The organism is Hoeflea sp. IMCC20628 (assembly GCF_001011155.1).
GTDB lineage: Bacteria > Pseudomonadota > Alphaproteobacteria > Rhizobiales > Rhizobiaceae > Hoeflea.
Window position 1 is genome coordinate 1,943,337 of record NZ_CP011479.1, and the last position, 15,565, is coordinate 1,958,901.

The window sequence follows — 15,565 nt, forward strand, 5'->3', positions numbered from 1 at the left end:
GCATGCCGTTGCCGCGAAACCACACAGCACCTTTTCACACCATGCGCTATTTTCCAGAAAAAGCCGCGCGGCGCTTCTCCATAAAGGCGCACCGGCCCTCGGCATAATCCAGACTTTCGAAGGTTCGGGCGCCGAGTGCCTCGGCCTGTTCGAAATCCTGTTGCAATCGGCTAGCCTGAGCCGAAATCGCCGCTTTTGATGCGCGCACCGATAATGGAGCCGCTTCGGCAATATCCGAAGCGAGCTGGAACACTTCCATCTCAAGCTGACCAGGTCCGGACAGGGTCAGCAGGCAGCCGCTGGCCAGGGCTTGGCTGGCGGACATCTCGCGCGCGGAGAACAGCGCCCAGCGGGCCTTTTGATCGCCGAGCGCACGCACCAGATCCTGAACGGCATCAATCGGATAGGCCAACCCAAGCCGGGCTGCGGGAATGGCAAATCGTGCTGTCTCGTCGGCAAGCCTGATGTCAGCGGCGGCAGCAATGCCAAATCCGCCGCCAAAGCATATGCCGCGAACAGCGGCAATCACCGGAACAGGGCAGGTCCGGATAGCTGCGAAGGCATCGGAATTGCCCTTCTCATAGATGCGCGCAGTGCTGCCGTCTTTTCGCAGCGTTTCGAACTCGCCAATATCGGCGCCGGCAGAGAAATCCTTGCCGCCTGCGCCTTCGATGATGACAACGCGGGCATGGTTCATACTTGCCAGCCAGTCGAGCGCGCCGGGTATGGCTCGCCACATGGCGTCGGTCAAAGCGTTGAGTTTTTCCGGCCGGTTGATGATCATTCGGCCAATGCCGTCACCGCCGATGGCCGTGGTGATCGCGCCGCCGGCAAAGGAATAATTTACGTCCATTTCAACTGCCCATTTGTTTTTTTGCCGTTGTGTCTTATCTTTGAGTGCACGTCGCGTTCAAAATCGATGCTCTGGATGGCGATGTTTGTGCATGGTTTCAAAGTGGTACCGCGTTGTTAGCGCGTTTGACATAACCGATATGCAGTCGAAACAAACTGGCCCGGAGGCGGCAATGGCAACGAATATAGGTGTGCGGGCGGGCGAGTCGCTCAAGACCATCGACCCGATCTGGGATTCGATCCGCATCGAAGCCGAACGCTCGATCGCTCAGGATCCGCTACTGGCGGCGTTCCTCTATTCGACCGTGCTCAACCAGCCGTCGCTGGAAGCAGCCGTCATTCACCGCATCTGCGAGCGCCTCGACCACCAGGATCTGCAGGCCAATCTGTTGCGCCAGACCTTCCTCGAGATGGCCGATGACTGGCCGCAGTGGGGATCGGTGCTGCGCGTCGATATTCAGGCGGTTTATGACCGTGATCCCGCCTGCACCCGGTTCCTCCAGCCGGTGCTCTATTTCAAGGGTTTTCATGCGATCCAGACCCACCGTCTGGCGCATTGGCTGTGGAACCGCGGACGTGTCGATCTGGCGCTCTATCTGCAGAGCCGGTCGTCGGAAATTTTCCAGACCGACATTCATCCGGCCGCAAAATTCGGCAAGGGTTTGTTTCTCGATCACGCAACCGGTCTTGTTGTCGGCATGACCGCGACGATTGGTGACAATGTCTCGATTCTCCAGGGCGTCACTCTTGGTGGCACCGGCAAGGAAACCGGCGACCGCCATCCCAAGATCGGAAATGGTGTTCTTGTCGGTGCAGGCGCGAAAGTACTCGGCAACATAGAGATCGGCCATTGCAGCCGCATTGCTGCCGGTTCGGTGGTCTTGAAACCCGTACCGCCTAATTCCACGGTGGCCGGCGTTCCTGCGCGCGTTGTCGGGACGGCTGGTTGCGAGGAGCCATCGCGCGCCATGGATCAGATGCTCAATTCACCCAGTTAGGGCAGTCTTCTGTCAATCAAGCTGAGATTGTCATCGTAAAACCCGAGCGCGGGTTTGATTTAGGTGGCCGTCCATGCCAAAAGCCCGACACATCCAATTGCCCAGGAGAGCACCGTGAAACCGGAAGAAATTGCCAAGCTTGACGCCTATTTGAAGCGCATTTTCAATGACAAGGTCATGATCAAGGCGCGGCACAAGAAGGACGATTCGGCGGAAGTTTATCTCGGAGACGAATTTCTCGGCATCATTTTCCGCGACGACGAGGACGGAGAACTGTCGTTCAATTTCTCGATGGCCATACTCGACATCGATCTCTAGTCGATCCGCACGCACGAGCGCTGATCGCTATTTGATCAGCGCTGCCTCCAGCCGTTGGCGGATATCGTCTTCGATCTCCCGCCAGTGCGGCAACAGATCTATCGAAAAACGATAGGTTACGGACAGATCCTTGCCGATCGAAATGTCGCGCTGGCAACCGGTCCTTGTGTTGAAATCCATTTCCGATGCCGCCTCTTCGACGAGGCAACGAATGGTGTAGGGGCGTTCGCTTGTGGTGCGCTCCACATACATAAGTTCATTGGCGTAGCCAGCGCCAGATTTCAGCCTGTACGAATTGAGGCCATTGGGCCCGGCAACCGGCAGGCCATCAGTCAGCCTCTTGTAAATCGGGGTGTAGCGGCCAGACATGTCGCGCGACATCGTCGCTTGTGCAACTCGGACAAAGACAAGTCCGTCGGCGGAAGCAGTCTGGCTGAAGATGCTGCGGCTGGCCTCACTGTACCCGTTCATTCCGGGCCAGGCAAAATAGGCGTCAACGGCGGCTTGAACACCCGATACCCGTTGATTCTCAAAACGGATCACATTGGCCGGCAGCCGGAGCACGTCATTTCCGATGACGATTTCATGCATGGTCAGGTCGGCTGTGTTGCCCGCACGCGATATGTTTCTGCCAATGATATGACCGGCCACCGTGATTGCCATGGTGATCAGGCACATGACGGCCACGACAGCAGTCATTTTCCAGACAAACCTGGGTGACAGCAGCGGAGTGTGCTTGAGAGAGTCAGTGGTGTCGGACATTGCCAGCCAGTCGGGAGTTTGTGCCAAATTGGAACGTGCGGCCGTGGCACGGCCTTTGCAGGGAGTCTTGACGAGTTTCAATTCTGAACCCTAGATGGTTAATCAATGATTTACGCACTCGATATCCTCACTGCAGTCTTCGCCATGGCGACAGGTTTTGCCACGTCGTGGATAGTTCTGGAGATCGTCCGGTTTGCCGGATGGCGTGAACCTACGGATGACGCGGCATCAGCCGGTTCGGTGCGGATCGGGTTGGAAGTGGCTCTCACTGCAGTGATCGGACCGCGGCTGCTTCTGGTCAACGGTTTCAACAACTGGCGGCGTGGCTCGGTTACCATGCCGCTCTATGCCGTCCTGGCCCTGGTCGCTGGCGGTTGGTCGATGTGTTCGGGCGTGGTGGTTCTGCAATTGGCATTCGCGAGCGGCTATTTTTTGGCCTGATGATTGTCACTGCCGCTGAAGGCGGGCTGCGGAATTCGCCTGAACAGGCCGGTTGAGATGTTTCTTTTGCGGAAATTGAACTCTACAAACCGACAGAGCCATGCGTATGGCATCAAGCTACGGGAACAGGGAGAGAATTCGGAATGGCGATTTACAGTCTTGATGACAAGGAGCCGGTGCTTCCGGAGGGATTTTATTTTGTCGCCGAAAGCGCGCAGGTCATTGGCCATGTCATTCTGGGTGAGGGGGCAGGCATCTGGTTTGGCGCGGTCCTGCGCGGCGACAATGAACCGATCAGCGTCGGAGAAGGTTCAAACATTCAGGAAAATTGCGTTCTGCACACCGATATGGGCTTTCCGCTTACCATCGGCAAAGGCTGCACCATTGGCCACACGGCAATCCTGCACGGATGCACGATTGGCGACAACTCTCTGGTGGGTATGGGAGCAACAGTCCTCAATGGCGCTACAATCGGCAAGAACTGCCTGATTGGCGCCGGCGCGCTGATCACCGAGGGCAAGGTGATTCCGGACAATTCTCTTGTTGTCGGCTCTCCCGCCCGGGTGATCCGGACGCTGGATGCTGACGCTGAAGCCAGGTTGAGATTGTCGGCCAGCCACTACGTTGATAACGCGAAGCGTTTTGCTGCGGGCCTGAAACGAATGAGTTGAAACAAAGGAGCCGACCCCAGGGGACTTTGGGGTCGGCTCAAGGCCTTGGTCGTTGCGGGGAAGCATGGGGACTCGACCGAGGCCAACCCTGAACCGATCGCATGGCTGCGATCGGTTCGTTATTCAGACGGTCCGGACAGCCCCCGCGGCTTGTAGGTCCGGCTGCGTCATATCTGGACTAGTATTTCACAGCACCGACATTGGTCGCCGAACCTGGTCCAAGCTTGGTCCATCGTGCTGCGTGTTCAGATGACTGGCGCTTGACAAAGGTGTAGCCGGTTTCCGACCAAAGGCGGACTTCACCGCGCATGTTGTCGAGAATGTAATCGCCGTAGTCGGTTCGAACCGTTAGCACGGCATGACCGTCGCCATTGGGCTGCAGGACCACCGTGATCAGTAGATCGCTCGGCGAAAACCCTTTTTCGATCAGCATGTGGCGCTTGAGCAGGACATAGTCTTCGCAGTCACCCACGGTTCGCGGATAGGACCACAGCTCTTCGACGCCATAAATGTTCAGGTCGGTGTCGGGCTTGATACCCTGGTTGATCCTGGTGTTGATTTCCAGCATCTGAGCCCATCGCTCGCGAGTCAGTGCCATTGCGCCCCGGTCCTGTCCGAGCGAACCGCATTCAGCCGGATAGCTCTTGCAGAATTCGAAATGACCGATCGGCGGATTGGTCTTGCCGGTTGGAACCAGGTTTGTGGGCGCTGCGACGGCTGCGGTTGAAAAGGCAACTGCGAGACCGCAGGCTGCGACAAAATTTCCGATTGCGTGAATGTGTCTGTTCATTGTTTTGCTTCCCCGTTATGAGGCAACAATGACATCCGTTATTTGAGATCGCGCAAATAATACCAGTAAAACTAAGCGTCTAATTGAGATTAATACTTCTAAATGGAAACACAATAAGTAATAAAACTAGAATAAAATACACATGGATCCGGTCATGCTTTGACAACCATATCTGGCCGGGAGCTGGTGCCAATGGTTTTTCTCGCCAAGGTGCCGGGGGTAAAACCCGACGAGGTTGGAGCGTTCGAAATGAACCATTAAGGGTCAACCGAATTTCGTTCAGGATTGGAAGCAGAAGCTCGGCGCCGCATGAAGCTGCGCAGCATGCAGCATACGCCAATTTGGGCATGGCGGGACCGGATTGGATGGGATCTGGCTTGAAGGCACAAAAAAACCGGCTGTCAGAAGCCGGTTTCATCTTACTTGCATTTGATAGGATCAGTCAGGACAGCTGATTGATCGCATCTTCCGGCTGGATGGTCATGAACTCCATGGCGATGCCTTCCTGGAAATGGCGTACGACACGGCCACGCATGTTTCCCAGAATGACCATTGTGCCAAAAGCCGGGCGGACGTCGATTTCGATAGCAGCACCTGAGACGGAAAGATCGATGATCCGGCAAGGGTAGCGGCGGCCATCATCAAGCTTGATTTCTGAAGTCGGATTGCTTGGTGCAACACGCTCGTGACGGCGGTCTTCCGGCAGGCCAAGTTCGTGCTTGTTGGCAAGCCAGGTCAGCTGGGCGGACAGCTTGTCGCGTTTCCGGTCAGTCGCATTGATGGCGATCGTGAAAGAGCGGAACCCGGTCTCTGTCACCTTGCCCTCAACGCGGCCAATATAATCAAGGTAGGAGACGATCCGTTCGCCGACTTCGGGACGAACGTTGCTGGAAATGATGGCGTCGAACGGAGACATGGTGTCAACGACGCAGTCATGCTCTGAATGATCAGCGCGCATGAAACGGCCTTGGACCGAGATCGTTACACGGTTGTATTGCCTTTCGACAGCCTCGGTCGGAGCGTGATGGAGTGATGCGGAGTTAGCGGTCAATTTGGGAGCCTTGCCGATTCCGGAGTAATTATTGTTGCCTCACCTTATTCCAGCCACTCTTAACAAGAGGTAAGCATTCGAACGTACGGCCGATTAATCCTGACGCCCGCCGTCAAGTACAATCAAGTGCGCCACTTTTCTTTGCTTTTCAGTGCGGCTGGGTGAATGGACACCGGCTGCGGCGGACGGGAGCCTGATTTCGGGCCGATTGGCCAGAAAGACCGGATCGCGCGATTGATCAATAAAACGGATGCCGGTCGTGGAAAAACCGATCAGTGGATCATGACCGATCCAGTATGGCGGATCGAAGACGGACAGAAGGCCAATCAAACGGTCATACTGGCCGCTGGGACCGGTGAGCGGAAGCAGCAGCATTTCGGCCTTGATAATCCGTGCTTCGGTGCTCAGGCAATCAAGCGTCAAAACAGCCGGCGTGGCACGGGATACCACCGATGCCCCGGTACGGTCGGCATTGCGGATGCCGTCATCGAGCCAGAGTGACCCGAAAGTGCGTCCCTTGAGTTCGCGGCCATAGAGGGCGCACAAGGCGGTGCCCGCAAGCCTGAAGTTGAGCTCATTGCCGGCTCCCAGGTCGCAAATGAACACATGAGGAAGCAATGTGCGAATATCGGCTGGTTCGATGTCGGTTCGGTTTGGTGCTGGGCGGTTACCGCGTTTGGACGTCCAGTACTCAAACAGTTCGAGGTTGTTCTTGTGTCTCATATCAACGCCATCCGGTTGGCCGGTTGCATGAATCCCGCTCCAGATTGCGCCATTCTGGCACATTCCGGAGCGGCGATCCGGGGTTGACGTTATCCATGCGAGAACCATGCCACCGCGCCGGCATTAAGGTTAATTTTCGGTATCGATTGCGGTGGGGCAGATGACGTGACACCTTGGGCCATCACTTCATGAAGGGAATGTCCTTCAGCACAATTTTGGACGAGGGGACTCGACCAGCCGTCCGCTTCATGCGGGCGGCTTTTTTTTGCCTTGTCGGCTGTTGCCAGCAGGCAGTGCGGGCTCTACTCGTCGTTCCATATCTACGATTGCCGGAAGGAAGTGCCTGCGCCATGACCGAAGGACCTGACACGACAGCACCCGGAGCGACGCAGCCAGGGCATGAGCCGATTTTCAACATTCCGAACGTAGTGTTGGCAATGTTGCTGGCGATGCTGGCGCTTCAGGTCGCCATTGATTCTGTATTGCCGCAGAAAGCGGTGCTGGAAATCTATCTGCAAGGTGCATTCATTTCTCAACGCTATGCCGAAAGCCCCACAGGGCAGGGCGGTGCCTATTTCTGGTCACCCATAACCTATTCGCTGCTGCATGGCGGCTATGCCCATCTGGCGCTCAATTCATTCTGGCTTGCGGCTTTTGGTTCGGTCGTTGCCCGTCGCATTGGCTGGGTACGGTTTTTGATTTTCTGGGTGCTTTCGGCCCTGGCTTCGGCAGCGCTGTTTCTGGCCTTTCACTGGGGCGATCAGAACATCATGGTCGGTGCCTCTGGCGTGGTCTCGGCGCTGATGGGCGCTGCATCGCGCTTCGCCTTTGGCGGCGGCGGGTTCCGGCGCGACCAGGCCCATCTCAATCGCCGGCTGAGCATCGGTCAATCGCTGCGCAACCGCATGGTTTTCGGCTTTTTGGTGGTCTGGTTCGGCATCAACATGCTGGCGGCCGTCGGCTTTTCTTTCGGCATGGCCGATACGGCGATTGCCTGGGAAGCCCATGTCGGCGGTTTTCTGTTCGGATTTCTTGCATTTGCGCTGTTTGATCCGATGCAGCGGGACTGACCGAAACATCTGTCGTAATTTTGGGGTTTTGAACGCAACCGGTTTTCTGCCGGGGTATCGGCGCCTGCGTGTTTCACTGAAGCAGGGTGCCAGACCAATGGGTTGCAAACCGGGGGCTTCCGGCGCACGATACAGATAGTATGTGCGGCATGAATCAATACGGGCGCACTCGACAATCCTGCGGAGGAGGACTGCATGACTGTTAAACAGATACTTGATCAAAAGGGCCGTAACGTTGTCACCGTCACCCCGTCCATGGGTACGGAAGAGGCTGTTCGGTTCTTGTCTGACAACAAGATCGGCGCGGTGGTCGTAACCGACACCAACGGCAAGATCGTCGGAATTCTCTCGGAGCGCGATATTGTCCGTGCCGTGGCTACCAAGGGCGGCGATGCATTGTCGGCGCCGATTTCCGCAATCATGACCTCAAAGGTCACGACCTGCGGCGAATCACATTCCATCAACCAGGTCATGGAATTGATGACAAATGGCCGGTTCCGGCATTTGCCGGTCGAGGAAGATGGCAAGTTGATCGGACTGATTTCGATCGGCGACGTCGTGCGCCGGCGTATCGAGGATGTCGAGCGCGAGGCCGAGGACATCAAGGCCTATATCGCGAGTTAGGCCAGACCGGCGTTTGGATGATTTGCCGCCGCGTCAGAGCGGCGTCAAGGTCGCCTGCATCCGGGTGATTTCACCGAGTTTGTTGACGGTTTCCTGGTAGCCCCGGTCGATGGCTTCGCTGGCGCGGTGAAACTCGGACAAGCCGATATCTGCCAATCTCGGGTGCAATGAAAGATCTGGCGGGTCACCAGCCAAACGGGCGCGTGAGATCCGGTCCTGAATGATGTTGAAGGCCTGCACCATGACGGCAGTCATGCCGAGGCGGCTTTCACGTGGTTTCTTGTGTGGTTTGCCGCCGGTATCTTCGGCAACTGGTTCGCTGGCGGTGTGCTTGACCACTGCGGAACGGCCATAAAGATCGTAGTGAAGATTGACTGCGACCACCAATGGCTGTTCGTGGGCACGACAGACCGAAACAGGAACCGGGTTGACCAGGGCACCGTCGAGAAGCGTGCGATTGTTGCAACGGACCGGCTCAAAAATTCCGGGCAGAGCGTAGGACGCGCGAATGCCGGTGATCAATGATCCCTTCGATATCCAGACCTCATGGCCGGTGTTGAGTTCGGCGGCAACAGCGACGAAGGTTCGGTCGAGATCTTCGATATTGACGCCGACAAGATGCTCCTGCATCCGGTCGTTGAGCCTCATGCCGCCAAACAGTCCGCCACCACCGATGGCAAAATCCAGGAGGCCGGCAATCCGCCGCATGGTCAGGCTGCGGGCAAAGGCTTCGAGTTCATCCAGCCGTCCGGCCAGGTAACAGCCGCCGACAAGAGCGCCGATGGATGTCCCGGCGATCATCGAAACCTCGACGCCAGCTTCGTCGAGCGCTCGCAGAACGCCGATATGGGCCCATCCGCGCGCAGCGCCACCGCCCAGGGCGAGAGCGATACGAGGCTTTTGCGGTGCAATGTGGTTCATGGTGCCAAGTGTCGGAGTCAAGGGAGGCGGTGTCACAGGAATTGTACTGGCCGAAGTTGCCATGGAAGGCTCAATGGGTCTGTTCATGTTCCAGTTCAGCATGCCTGCTTTCCTTTCGGCCGAACATTTCTCCTGCGTGCATAACGGATGACATCAGTGTTGGGTTTCAATTTGATGAAGAAAAGCAAAGATTGTCCCAAATCGGGACGAATTGGCTAATGTTCTTTATACACCGTCGAAGGGTCAAACAGAGGGCTGGAAACGGTTTCAAGCTGCGGCTCACCGTCCTTGGTGACAACTTTCCGGTAAAAACACGACCGGCGGCCGGTGTGGCAGGTCGCATCAACACCGCCGACACGGACCTTGAGCAACACTGCGTCCTGGTCGCAATCGACGCGGATTTCCTCGACCATTTGCACATTTCCCGAGGTCTCGCCCTTTTTCCAAAGGTTTTGGCGCGACCGGCTCCAATAGTGGGCGATGCCGGTCTCGATCGTCAGCCTCAGGGCTTCGTCATTCATGTGCGCCAGCATCAGCACCGCATTGTCGCGGCTGTCGGTGACCACTGCGGTGATCAAGCCGTTGACGTCAAAACGCGGCGCCAGCACCGAGCCTTCCTCAAGTTCGGATTTCGCGTCAGTTGGGGTTTTCGGCGTGCCGGTCATGGGACCCTCCTGCAACGGAGTTCAACCTCAACCCCGGATCAATGTGATGAAGCGGACCTGTTCGTGCGGGTCCTGTTTGAATGCGCCTGTAAAGGTCGTGGTGATGGTTGTCGAGCCTTGCTTCTTGATGCCGCGCATCGCCATGCACATATGCTCGGCCTCGATCATAACCGCGACACCTCGTGGCTGCAGGGTTTCATCAATCGAATGGGCCACTTGGGCGGTCATGGTTTCCTGGGTTTGCAGCCTGCGCCCGAAAATCTCGACCGCGCGGGCAATTTTCGACAGGCCAAGCACCTTGCCGTCGGGCAGATAGGCGACATGCGCCTTGCCGATGATCGGCACCATGTGGTGCTCGCAATGGGAGAAGAACGGGATGTCCTTGATCAGGACGATGTCGTCGTAGCCGGCGACTTCCTCGAAGGTGCGGCCGAGTTCTTCCTCAGCGTCGAGATCGTAGCCCGAAAACAGCTCCTTGTAGGCTTTGACGACGCGCTTGGGTGTATCAAGCAGGCCCTCGCGGGTGATGTCGTCGCCGGTCCAGCGCAGCAGCGTGCGCACGGCTTCTTCGGCTTCGGCCTCGGTTGGCCGGTTGTCTTTGCCCTTGTCGGACATCTTGTTCACGATAGCATCCATTGACGTGGTCTCCGCGGGGGATCTGCATCCCTTTACGTTGCTCGCATTCGATCGGACCACGCGGACAAGACATTTTGCGGGGGTATCCCCAACATGTCCGGCGGGCTCCGGGGCTTTTGGGGATCCCCCCTCCGGCACGGTTTCCCTCAGCGCACAGCAAACAGGTTTTGCCGAACGCCTTGAACACACTATATAGTGTTTCTGAAGCGCGCGTCGAGATGCGATACCGTCACCTCTTGCCGCAAGCCGTATGCCAATGCCAAATGCAGGGGCCAAATGCAGGGCCCCTGATCATGGGGCCCGAATGATGGGAAGAGGTCCGACCTGATGATCGATGATGTCTACAACGCAAAAATCCTGGATTTCGCCGGCAATATTCCACGCATAGGCACGCTTGAGGATGCGGATGCGGAAGCCTCGGCGCATTCCAAATTATGCGGCTCCAAGGTCAAGGTCTGGCTGAAGATGGATGGCGACCTGGTCGCCGATTTCGCCCATGACGTCAAAGCCTGCGCACTCGGCCAGGCCTCGTCCTCGATCATGGCGCGCAACATCATCGGCGCAAGTGCTGCTGAATTGCGCGAAGTGCGCGAGACCATGCGCAAGATGTTGAAGGAAAATGGTCCGGCGCCTGAAGGTCGGTTTGCCGACCTCAAATTCCTCGAGCCGGTGCGCGACTACCGGGCGCGGCACGCCTCGACGCTGCTGACTTTTGATGCGGTCAATGACTGCCTCGACCAGATCGAAGCGCGCCGGGCCGAGGAAGACGCGGCTTGAAGGAGGACTGACATGCGTCCATCTGAGGTTCTTGAGAGACATCGCAGCGATGCGAGGGCGATAATCGCGCGTTATCCGCTAGAATATCCGCGAATTTTCGGTTCGACAGCACGCGGCAGCGACGCTGAAGGCAGTGACGTTGACATATTGGTACGCCTTTCGGGAAATCTAAGTTATTTCGATCTGTCCGCTTTGGAACGCGAATTGGCGACACTGATGGGCGTTAAAGTCGATGTGCGCACAGAGGGGGAATTTTCGGCTGAGATGCTTGAACGCATTTCGCGCGATTTTGTGGCGCTATGATCGACGATCCTTATCTGGCTGACATGATGAAAAGCATGTTGGCCTGGTGTGAAAAGGCAGAGACAATTGCTTCGTATCAGCAATTGGATAGCTTTCGAGTGGATGAGATACGTCAGCTCGCACTGGCGAAGGTGGTCGAGCAGATTGGCGAAACCGCGGGTCGGATGTTGGAGCGTTGGCCAGACTGGGTCAAAGCAAATCAACAGCTTCGACTTATAGATGCCTATGCAATGCGGAACCGGCTTGTTCATGGTTATGATCGAATAGATCTGGAAATTCTCTTTTACACTGCCCGTGAGACTGTGCCTCAATTGGCCGCCCAGCTCAGAACTATTCTTGGCGGTTTTGATGACAAGTCGTAATTTTTCCGGCCGCTGGCGCAAAACGCCGGGCCGGCTTCTTGGCACAGGGCTGGTGCGTTTCTACCAGCTCAGCCTGTCTGGTTTCATCGGTAATTCCTGCCGGCATTTGCCGACCTGCTCCGAATATGCCTTTGAGGCGATCGCCAGGCATGGATTGTGGAAGGGCGGCTGGCTGGCTTTGTTCCGGGTCGGCCGCTGCGGTCCGGGCGGAACCCACGGCATCGACAATGTGCCCGAAACGCTCGATGGGCGGCTGGTCTGGTGGGCGCCGTGGCGGTTTGCCGCTGTGAGACACCGTTGTGGCCGTGGAAAATAGGCATATCTGCTTATCAATTCTCCGTTTTGCCGATGAGATTTTGGCCAATCAAAGTGCTGATACTTGATGCACTTCACCAAATCGCGTAAATGCCGCGGTGCACACATCACATACTCAACCACCCGCGTTCGTTGGCGGGACTGGATCAAGGAGAGACTGCCATGGCTTCCGCCGTATCCCTCACATTTCCCGATGGCTCCAAACGCGAATATCCAGCCGGTACGACTGGTCGCGAGGTCGCTGAATCAATTTCCAAATCGCTTGCCAAGAAGGCGGTGGCGATCGCGCTCGACGGTGAGCTTGCCGATCTGAGCGACCCGGTCCGCGATGGCGCGCTGGAAATTGTCACCCGCACCGATCCGCGCGCGCTTGAACTGATCCGGCACGACGCCGCCCATGTGATGGCTGAAGCCGTGCAGGAGCTTTTTCCCGGTACGCAGGTCACCATCGGTCCGGTGATCGAAAACGGGTTCTATTACGATTTTGCCCGCAACGCGCCGTTCACACCGGAAGACCTGCCGGTGATCGAGAAAAAGATGAAAGAAATCATCGCCCGCAACAAGCCCTTCACCAAGGAGGTCTGGTCGCGCGAGGAAGCCGAGCGCGTGTTCAAGGACAAGGGCGAGGCCTACAAGGTCGAACTGATTGAAACGATCAAGTCGGGCGAAGATCTGAAGATCTACCGCCAGGGCGACTGGTTCGACATGTGCCGTGGTCCGCATATGGCATCGACCGGGCAGATCGGCACCGCCTTCAAACTCATGAAGGTCGCTGGCGCCTACTGGCGCGGCGATTCCAACAACACCATGCTGACCCGTATTTACGGCACGGCCTGGGCTGATCAGGCTGAGCTTGATGCCTATCTGCACATGCTAGAAGAAGCCGAGAAGCGCGACCACCGCCGCCTGGGCCGTGAAATGGATCTGTTCCATTTCCAGGAAGAGGGGCCGGGCGTCGTCTTCTGGCATTCCAAGGGTTGGCGCATGTTCCAGAACCTGGTTGCCTATATGCGCCGCCGTCTGGATCGTGACTATGAAGAGGTCAACGCGCCGCAGATCCTCGACAAGAGCCTGTGGGAAACCTCCGGTCACTGGGGCTGGTATCAGGAGAACATGTTTGCGGTGAAATCCGCCCATGCCTTCACCCATCCCGAGGACGAGACTGCCGACAACCGGATTTTTGCGCTCAAGCCAATGAACTGCCCGGGCCACGTGCAGCTCTTCAAGCATGGTCTGAAATCCTATCGCGATCTGCCTGTCCGGCTGGCCGAATTTGGCAATGTGCACCGCTATGAGCCTTCGGGCGCGCTGCACGGGCTGATGCGGGTGCGTGCGTTCACGCAGGATGATGCGCATGTGTTCTGCACCGAGGAGCAGCTTGAGGCGGAATGCCTGAAGATCAATGATCTGATGATGTCGGTCTATCGCGACTTTGGCTTTGAAGAAGTGGTGGTCAAGCTTGCCACCCGGCCGGAAAAGCGCGTTGGCACCGACGTGATGTGGGATCATGCCGAGGACATTCTGCGCAAAGTTCTCGAAAAAATGGCGGCCGAATCAGGCGGACGCATCAAGACCGGCATCAATGAAGGCGAGGGGACGTTCTACGGACCCAAGTTCGAATACACCTTGCGGGATGCGATTGGCCGCGAGTGGCAATGCGGCACGACGCAGGTTGATTTCAATCTGCCCGAGCGCTTCGGAGCTTTCTATATCGGATCGGATTCGGAGAAGAAGCAGCCGGTGATGGTTCACCGCGCGATCTGTGGATCACTTGAGCGGTTCCTGGGCATTCTGATCGAAAGCCATGCCGGGCACATGCCGCTGTGGTTTGCGCCGCTGCAGGTTGTCGTGGCGACGATCACATCAGAGGCCGATGATTACGGTGCGACGGTGGCGCAAAAGCTGCGTGATGCGGGGCTGCAGGTCGACACCGACTTCCGCAACGAGAAGATCAACTACAAGGTCCGCGAACATTCGCTGGCCAAGGTTCCGGTGATGCTGGTTTGCGGCATGCGCGAAGCCGAAGAGCAGACGGTCAACATCCGCCGGCTTGGAAGCCGTGATCAGGTTCCAATGACACTTGTCGATGCGATTGACAAATTGGTCGAGGAAGCAACGCCTCCGGATCTTCTGCGCAAGGAAGCCGAAAAGGCTGCTCGGTCAGCATAGCCCTTCTGCGGCGCGGCGTATTCTAGTACGTCGCGCCGTTTGCTATCTGCGGCATGTTACGATGCTGTGTGAACGTCTCGGCGTGTCAGAACGTCGGCTGGCTCTAATTGAGCAGCACTTCCACATCGGAATTCTGTCCCGCGACAACAGTGAATTCGCGCTGAAGCACCTTGGTCTTGTTGCGGGCGATCGCCGTATATTCGCCTTCGGCCAACACGATTGTCGGGAAGGCGCCAACGCTTTCCGATACCACGTCACCGCCCGAGGTCAGGATTGACCAGGCAGTATCGGCGATGGCTTCGCCTCCGGCTTCCGCGACCAGTTTGAGCGTTAGTTGGGCGGCACGGTGCTGGATGATGGCTTCGGTCATCTTGCCGGCCTCGACGCGAATGTCGGACCTTATCACCGCGTTGACTGCGCCATATTCCGAGACAATATGGTAGGTTCCGGCATTGAGCCGCACAATGGTGTCCGGTTTGACGTCTTCGACCACCAGTTGCTGTTCTCCATCAATGCCTTCACCGGCTTTGTAGATGTTGAACCGCAACTGGCTCGTGGGAATGCGCGCATCAATCCCTGACACGGCATTCAGCACCAGTCCGCCTGCCTCGAGCACCATGCGCTGCTTTTCCATCGGGCCGTCTTTCGGCACGGTGAGTTTCTTGGTGACCCCGGCTCGGCCAAAAGCCACGTGCATGAAATATTCGCCCGGTTCGAACTCAAACTGAGCCGAACCGCCTTCGGATGTGGCAAGAAGCGGTAACTTGCCGTCAGGTCCTGGTATGGGATGGAATATCCGCCAGGTCAGTCCGTATTTGAGCGGTGCGCCGGTTTCAGTCAGAGCCGCTTCAACCTGCACGGTTCTGCCATGCGCGGCTGCGGCACCGGCTGCATCAGCGGGCGCGTACTGGTTCAAGCCCGGCATGTTCAACTTCGGCCCGGCTTCATTGCCAAACGCATCCTGTGCCTGGGCAAGCTGAGCCGTATGCACAAGAGCGAGGGTACTGAGTAGAATGGTCGACAGTCTGTTCATGCGGTCCGGTCCGGTTGACTTCCGGGATGTGAGTGGGGCACTTGAACCCCAAAGCCATGGCGAATTCATGGCCAAACCCTGATT

At 57.2% G+C, this 15,565-nt stretch carries 20 protein-coding genes; 11 read left to right on the forward strand and 9 right to left on the reverse strand.

Features of this window, described 5'->3' with window-relative positions:
- Positions 1-46: 46 nt before the first annotated feature.
- Positions 47-853, reverse strand: a complete 807-nt coding sequence (locus IMCC20628_RS09175) for an enoyl-CoA hydratase-related protein (protein WP_047029968.1) — start codon at positions 851-853, stop codon at positions 47-49.
- Between the two features lie 172 nt (positions 854-1,025).
- On the opposite strand from IMCC20628_RS09175, the gene cysE reads away from it, so the two are divergent.
- Together cysE and IMCC20628_RS09185 are read left to right on the forward strand one after the other, a co-directional pair.
- The gene (cysE, locus tag IMCC20628_RS09180) at positions 1,026-1,850 is read left to right on the forward strand and encodes a serine O-acetyltransferase (protein ID WP_047029969.1); all 825 of its coding nucleotides are present in this window, start codon (positions 1,026-1,028) and stop codon (positions 1,848-1,850) included.
- A 114-nt stretch (positions 1,851-1,964) separates the two neighbouring features.
- On the forward strand, positions 1,965-2,168 hold the full coding sequence (locus IMCC20628_RS09185) for a DUF3126 family protein (RefSeq protein ID WP_047029970.1): 204 nt from the start codon (positions 1,965-1,967) through the stop codon (positions 2,166-2,168).
- A 27-nt stretch (positions 2,169-2,195) separates the two neighbouring features.
- On the opposite strand, the gene IMCC20628_RS09190 is transcribed toward IMCC20628_RS09185, so the two are convergent.
- The gene (locus IMCC20628_RS09190; RefSeq protein WP_156174456.1) at positions 2,196-2,867 is read right to left on the reverse strand and encodes a hypothetical protein; all 672 of its coding nucleotides are present in this window, start codon (positions 2,865-2,867) and stop codon (positions 2,196-2,198) included.
- A gap of 168 nt (positions 2,868-3,035) precedes the next feature.
- Here IMCC20628_RS09190 and IMCC20628_RS09195 point away from each other — a divergent pair, with 168 nt between their 5' ends.
- The gene (locus IMCC20628_RS09195; RefSeq protein WP_047029971.1) at positions 3,036-3,371 is read left to right on the forward strand and encodes a hypothetical protein; all 336 of its coding nucleotides are present in this window, start codon (positions 3,036-3,038) and stop codon (positions 3,369-3,371) included.
- Positions 3,372-3,514: 143 nt separating this feature from the next.
- Positions 3,515-4,042 (forward strand): gamma carbonic anhydrase family protein, encoded by a 528-nt coding sequence (locus IMCC20628_RS09200; RefSeq protein WP_047029972.1) that lies wholly within the window; start codon positions 3,515-3,517, stop codon positions 4,040-4,042.
- A gap of 178 nt (positions 4,043-4,220) precedes the next feature.
- Here the strand turns inward: IMCC20628_RS09200 and IMCC20628_RS09205 are convergent, their stop codons facing one another.
- The 3 genes from IMCC20628_RS09205 to IMCC20628_RS09215 form a co-directional block, all read right to left on the reverse strand.
- Positions 4,221-4,832: a transglutaminase-like cysteine peptidase gene (locus IMCC20628_RS09205; RefSeq protein ID WP_047029973.1), complete on the reverse strand. Its 612-nt coding sequence runs from the start codon at positions 4,830-4,832 to the stop codon at positions 4,221-4,223.
- 442 nt (positions 4,833-5,274) lie between these two features.
- Positions 5,275-5,790, reverse strand: a complete 516-nt coding sequence (locus tag IMCC20628_RS09210) for a PilZ domain-containing protein (RefSeq protein WP_082128084.1) — start codon at positions 5,788-5,790, stop codon at positions 5,275-5,277.
- 186 nt (positions 5,791-5,976) lie between these two features.
- A complete protein-coding gene (locus IMCC20628_RS09215) occupies positions 5,977-6,606 on the reverse strand; it encodes a PAS domain-containing protein (RefSeq protein ID WP_047032412.1) in 630 nt (209 codons plus the stop codon).
- Between the two features lie 350 nt (positions 6,607-6,956).
- Here IMCC20628_RS09215 and IMCC20628_RS09220 point away from each other — a divergent pair, with 350 nt between their 5' ends.
- Positions 6,957-7,676, forward strand: coding sequence for a rhomboid family intramembrane serine protease (locus IMCC20628_RS09220; protein ID WP_047029975.1), 720 nt, complete (start codon positions 6,957-6,959; stop codon positions 7,674-7,676).
- 195 nt (positions 7,677-7,871) lie between these two features.
- On the forward strand, positions 7,872-8,300 hold the full coding sequence (locus tag IMCC20628_RS09225) for a CBS domain-containing protein (protein ID WP_047029976.1): 429 nt from the start codon (positions 7,872-7,874) through the stop codon (positions 8,298-8,300).
- A 33-nt stretch (positions 8,301-8,333) separates the two neighbouring features.
- On the opposite strand, the gene IMCC20628_RS09230 is transcribed toward IMCC20628_RS09225, so the two are convergent.
- From IMCC20628_RS09230 to folE, 3 genes are all read right to left on the reverse strand, one after another.
- Positions 8,334-9,323 (reverse strand): patatin-like phospholipase family protein, encoded by a 990-nt coding sequence (locus IMCC20628_RS09230; protein ID WP_047029977.1) that lies wholly within the window; start codon positions 9,321-9,323, stop codon positions 8,334-8,336.
- Positions 9,324-9,436: 113 nt separating this feature from the next.
- Positions 9,437-9,886: a phosphoribosyl-AMP cyclohydrolase gene (gene hisI / locus IMCC20628_RS09235; RefSeq protein ID WP_047029978.1), complete on the reverse strand. Its 450-nt coding sequence runs from the start codon at positions 9,884-9,886 to the stop codon at positions 9,437-9,439.
- Between the two features lie 27 nt (positions 9,887-9,913).
- Positions 9,914-10,522 (reverse strand): GTP cyclohydrolase I FolE, encoded by a 609-nt coding sequence (gene folE / locus IMCC20628_RS09240; protein WP_047029979.1) that lies wholly within the window; start codon positions 10,520-10,522, stop codon positions 9,914-9,916.
- Between the two features lie 327 nt (positions 10,523-10,849).
- Here folE and IMCC20628_RS09245 point away from each other — a divergent pair, with 327 nt between their 5' ends.
- The 5 genes from IMCC20628_RS09245 (at position 10,850) to thrS (ending at position 14,448) form a co-directional block, all read left to right on the forward strand.
- Positions 10,850-11,299, forward strand: coding sequence for an iron-sulfur cluster assembly scaffold protein (locus tag IMCC20628_RS09245; RefSeq protein WP_047029980.1), 450 nt, complete (start codon positions 10,850-10,852; stop codon positions 11,297-11,299).
- 12 nt (positions 11,300-11,311) lie between these two features.
- The gene (locus IMCC20628_RS09250; RefSeq protein WP_047029981.1) at positions 11,312-11,602 is read left to right on the forward strand and encodes a nucleotidyltransferase domain-containing protein; all 291 of its coding nucleotides are present in this window, start codon (positions 11,312-11,314) and stop codon (positions 11,600-11,602) included.
- Positions 11,599-11,964: a DUF86 domain-containing protein gene (locus tag IMCC20628_RS24230; RefSeq protein WP_052766368.1), complete on the forward strand. Its 366-nt coding sequence runs from the start codon at positions 11,599-11,601 to the stop codon at positions 11,962-11,964. The genes IMCC20628_RS09250 and IMCC20628_RS24230 overlap by 4 nt, the downstream gene beginning before the upstream one ends.
- On the forward strand, positions 11,951-12,280 hold the full coding sequence (gene yidD / locus IMCC20628_RS09260; RefSeq protein ID WP_047029982.1) for a membrane protein insertion efficiency factor YidD: 330 nt from the start codon (positions 11,951-11,953) through the stop codon (positions 12,278-12,280). The genes IMCC20628_RS24230 and yidD overlap by 14 nt, the downstream gene beginning before the upstream one ends.
- 161 nt (positions 12,281-12,441) lie before the next feature.
- Positions 12,442-14,448 carry a threonine--tRNA ligase gene (gene thrS / locus IMCC20628_RS09265; protein WP_047029983.1) on the forward strand — a complete coding sequence of 669 codons (2,007 nt, stop codon included), beginning with the start codon at positions 12,442-12,444 and terminating at the stop codon, positions 14,446-14,448.
- Between the two features lie 103 nt (positions 14,449-14,551).
- Here thrS and IMCC20628_RS09270 read toward each other — a convergent pair whose 3' ends face one another.
- The gene (locus IMCC20628_RS09270; RefSeq protein WP_245307906.1) at positions 14,552-15,481 is read right to left on the reverse strand and encodes a hypothetical protein; all 930 of its coding nucleotides are present in this window, start codon (positions 15,479-15,481) and stop codon (positions 14,552-14,554) included.
- Positions 15,482-15,565 lie beyond the last annotated feature (84 nt).

Excerpts from the sequence above, each read along its gene's own strand:
- IMCC20628_RS09210 (WP_082128084.1), bottom strand. The coding sequence starts at position 5,790 with ATGCGCGCTGATCATTCAGAGCATGACTGCGTCGTTGACACCATGTCT.
- IMCC20628_RS09245 (WP_047029980.1), top strand. The coding sequence starts at position 10,850 with ATGATCGATGATGTCTACAACGCAAAAATCCTGGATTTCGCCGGCAAT.
- IMCC20628_RS09215 (WP_047032412.1), bottom strand. The coding sequence starts at position 6,606 with ATGAGACACAAGAACAACCTCGAACTGTTTGAGTACTGGACGTCCAAA.
- thrS (WP_047029983.1), top strand. The coding sequence starts at position 12,442 with ATGGCTTCCGCCGTATCCCTCACATTTCCCGATGGCTCCAAACGCGAA.
- hisI (WP_047029978.1), bottom strand. The coding sequence starts at position 9,886 with ATGACCGGCACGCCGAAAACCCCAACTGACGCGAAATCCGAACTTGAG.
- IMCC20628_RS24230 (WP_052766368.1), top strand. The coding sequence starts at position 11,599 with ATGATCGACGATCCTTATCTGGCTGACATGATGAAAAGCATGTTGGCC.
- IMCC20628_RS09230 (WP_047029977.1), bottom strand. The coding sequence starts at position 9,323 with ATGCTGAACTGGAACATGAACAGACCCATTGAGCCTTCCATGGCAACT.
- IMCC20628_RS09175 (WP_047029968.1), bottom strand. The coding sequence starts at position 853 with ATGGACGTAAATTATTCCTTTGCCGGCGGCGCGATCACCACGGCCATC.
- yidD (WP_047029982.1), top strand. The coding sequence starts at position 11,951 with ATGACAAGTCGTAATTTTTCCGGCCGCTGGCGCAAAACGCCGGGCCGG.
- cysE (WP_047029969.1), top strand. The coding sequence starts at position 1,026 with ATGGCAACGAATATAGGTGTGCGGGCGGGCGAGTCGCTCAAGACCATC.
- IMCC20628_RS09195 (WP_047029971.1), top strand. The coding sequence starts at position 3,036 with ATGATTTACGCACTCGATATCCTCACTGCAGTCTTCGCCATGGCGACA.
- IMCC20628_RS09220 (WP_047029975.1), top strand. The coding sequence starts at position 6,957 with ATGACCGAAGGACCTGACACGACAGCACCCGGAGCGACGCAGCCAGGG.
- IMCC20628_RS09205 (WP_047029973.1), bottom strand. The coding sequence starts at position 4,832 with ATGAACAGACACATTCACGCAATCGGAAATTTTGTCGCAGCCTGCGGT.
- folE (WP_047029979.1), bottom strand. The coding sequence starts at position 10,522 with ATGGATGCTATCGTGAACAAGATGTCCGACAAGGGCAAAGACAACCGG.
- IMCC20628_RS09225 (WP_047029976.1), top strand. The coding sequence starts at position 7,872 with ATGACTGTTAAACAGATACTTGATCAAAAGGGCCGTAACGTTGTCACC.
- IMCC20628_RS09200 (WP_047029972.1), top strand. The coding sequence starts at position 3,515 with ATGGCGATTTACAGTCTTGATGACAAGGAGCCGGTGCTTCCGGAGGGA.
- IMCC20628_RS09270 (WP_245307906.1), bottom strand. The coding sequence starts at position 15,481 with ATGAACAGACTGTCGACCATTCTACTCAGTACCCTCGCTCTTGTGCAT.
- IMCC20628_RS09250 (WP_047029981.1), top strand. The coding sequence starts at position 11,312 with ATGCGTCCATCTGAGGTTCTTGAGAGACATCGCAGCGATGCGAGGGCG.
- IMCC20628_RS09190 (WP_156174456.1), bottom strand. The coding sequence starts at position 2,867 with ATGACTGCTGTCGTGGCCGTCATGTGCCTGATCACCATGGCAATCACG.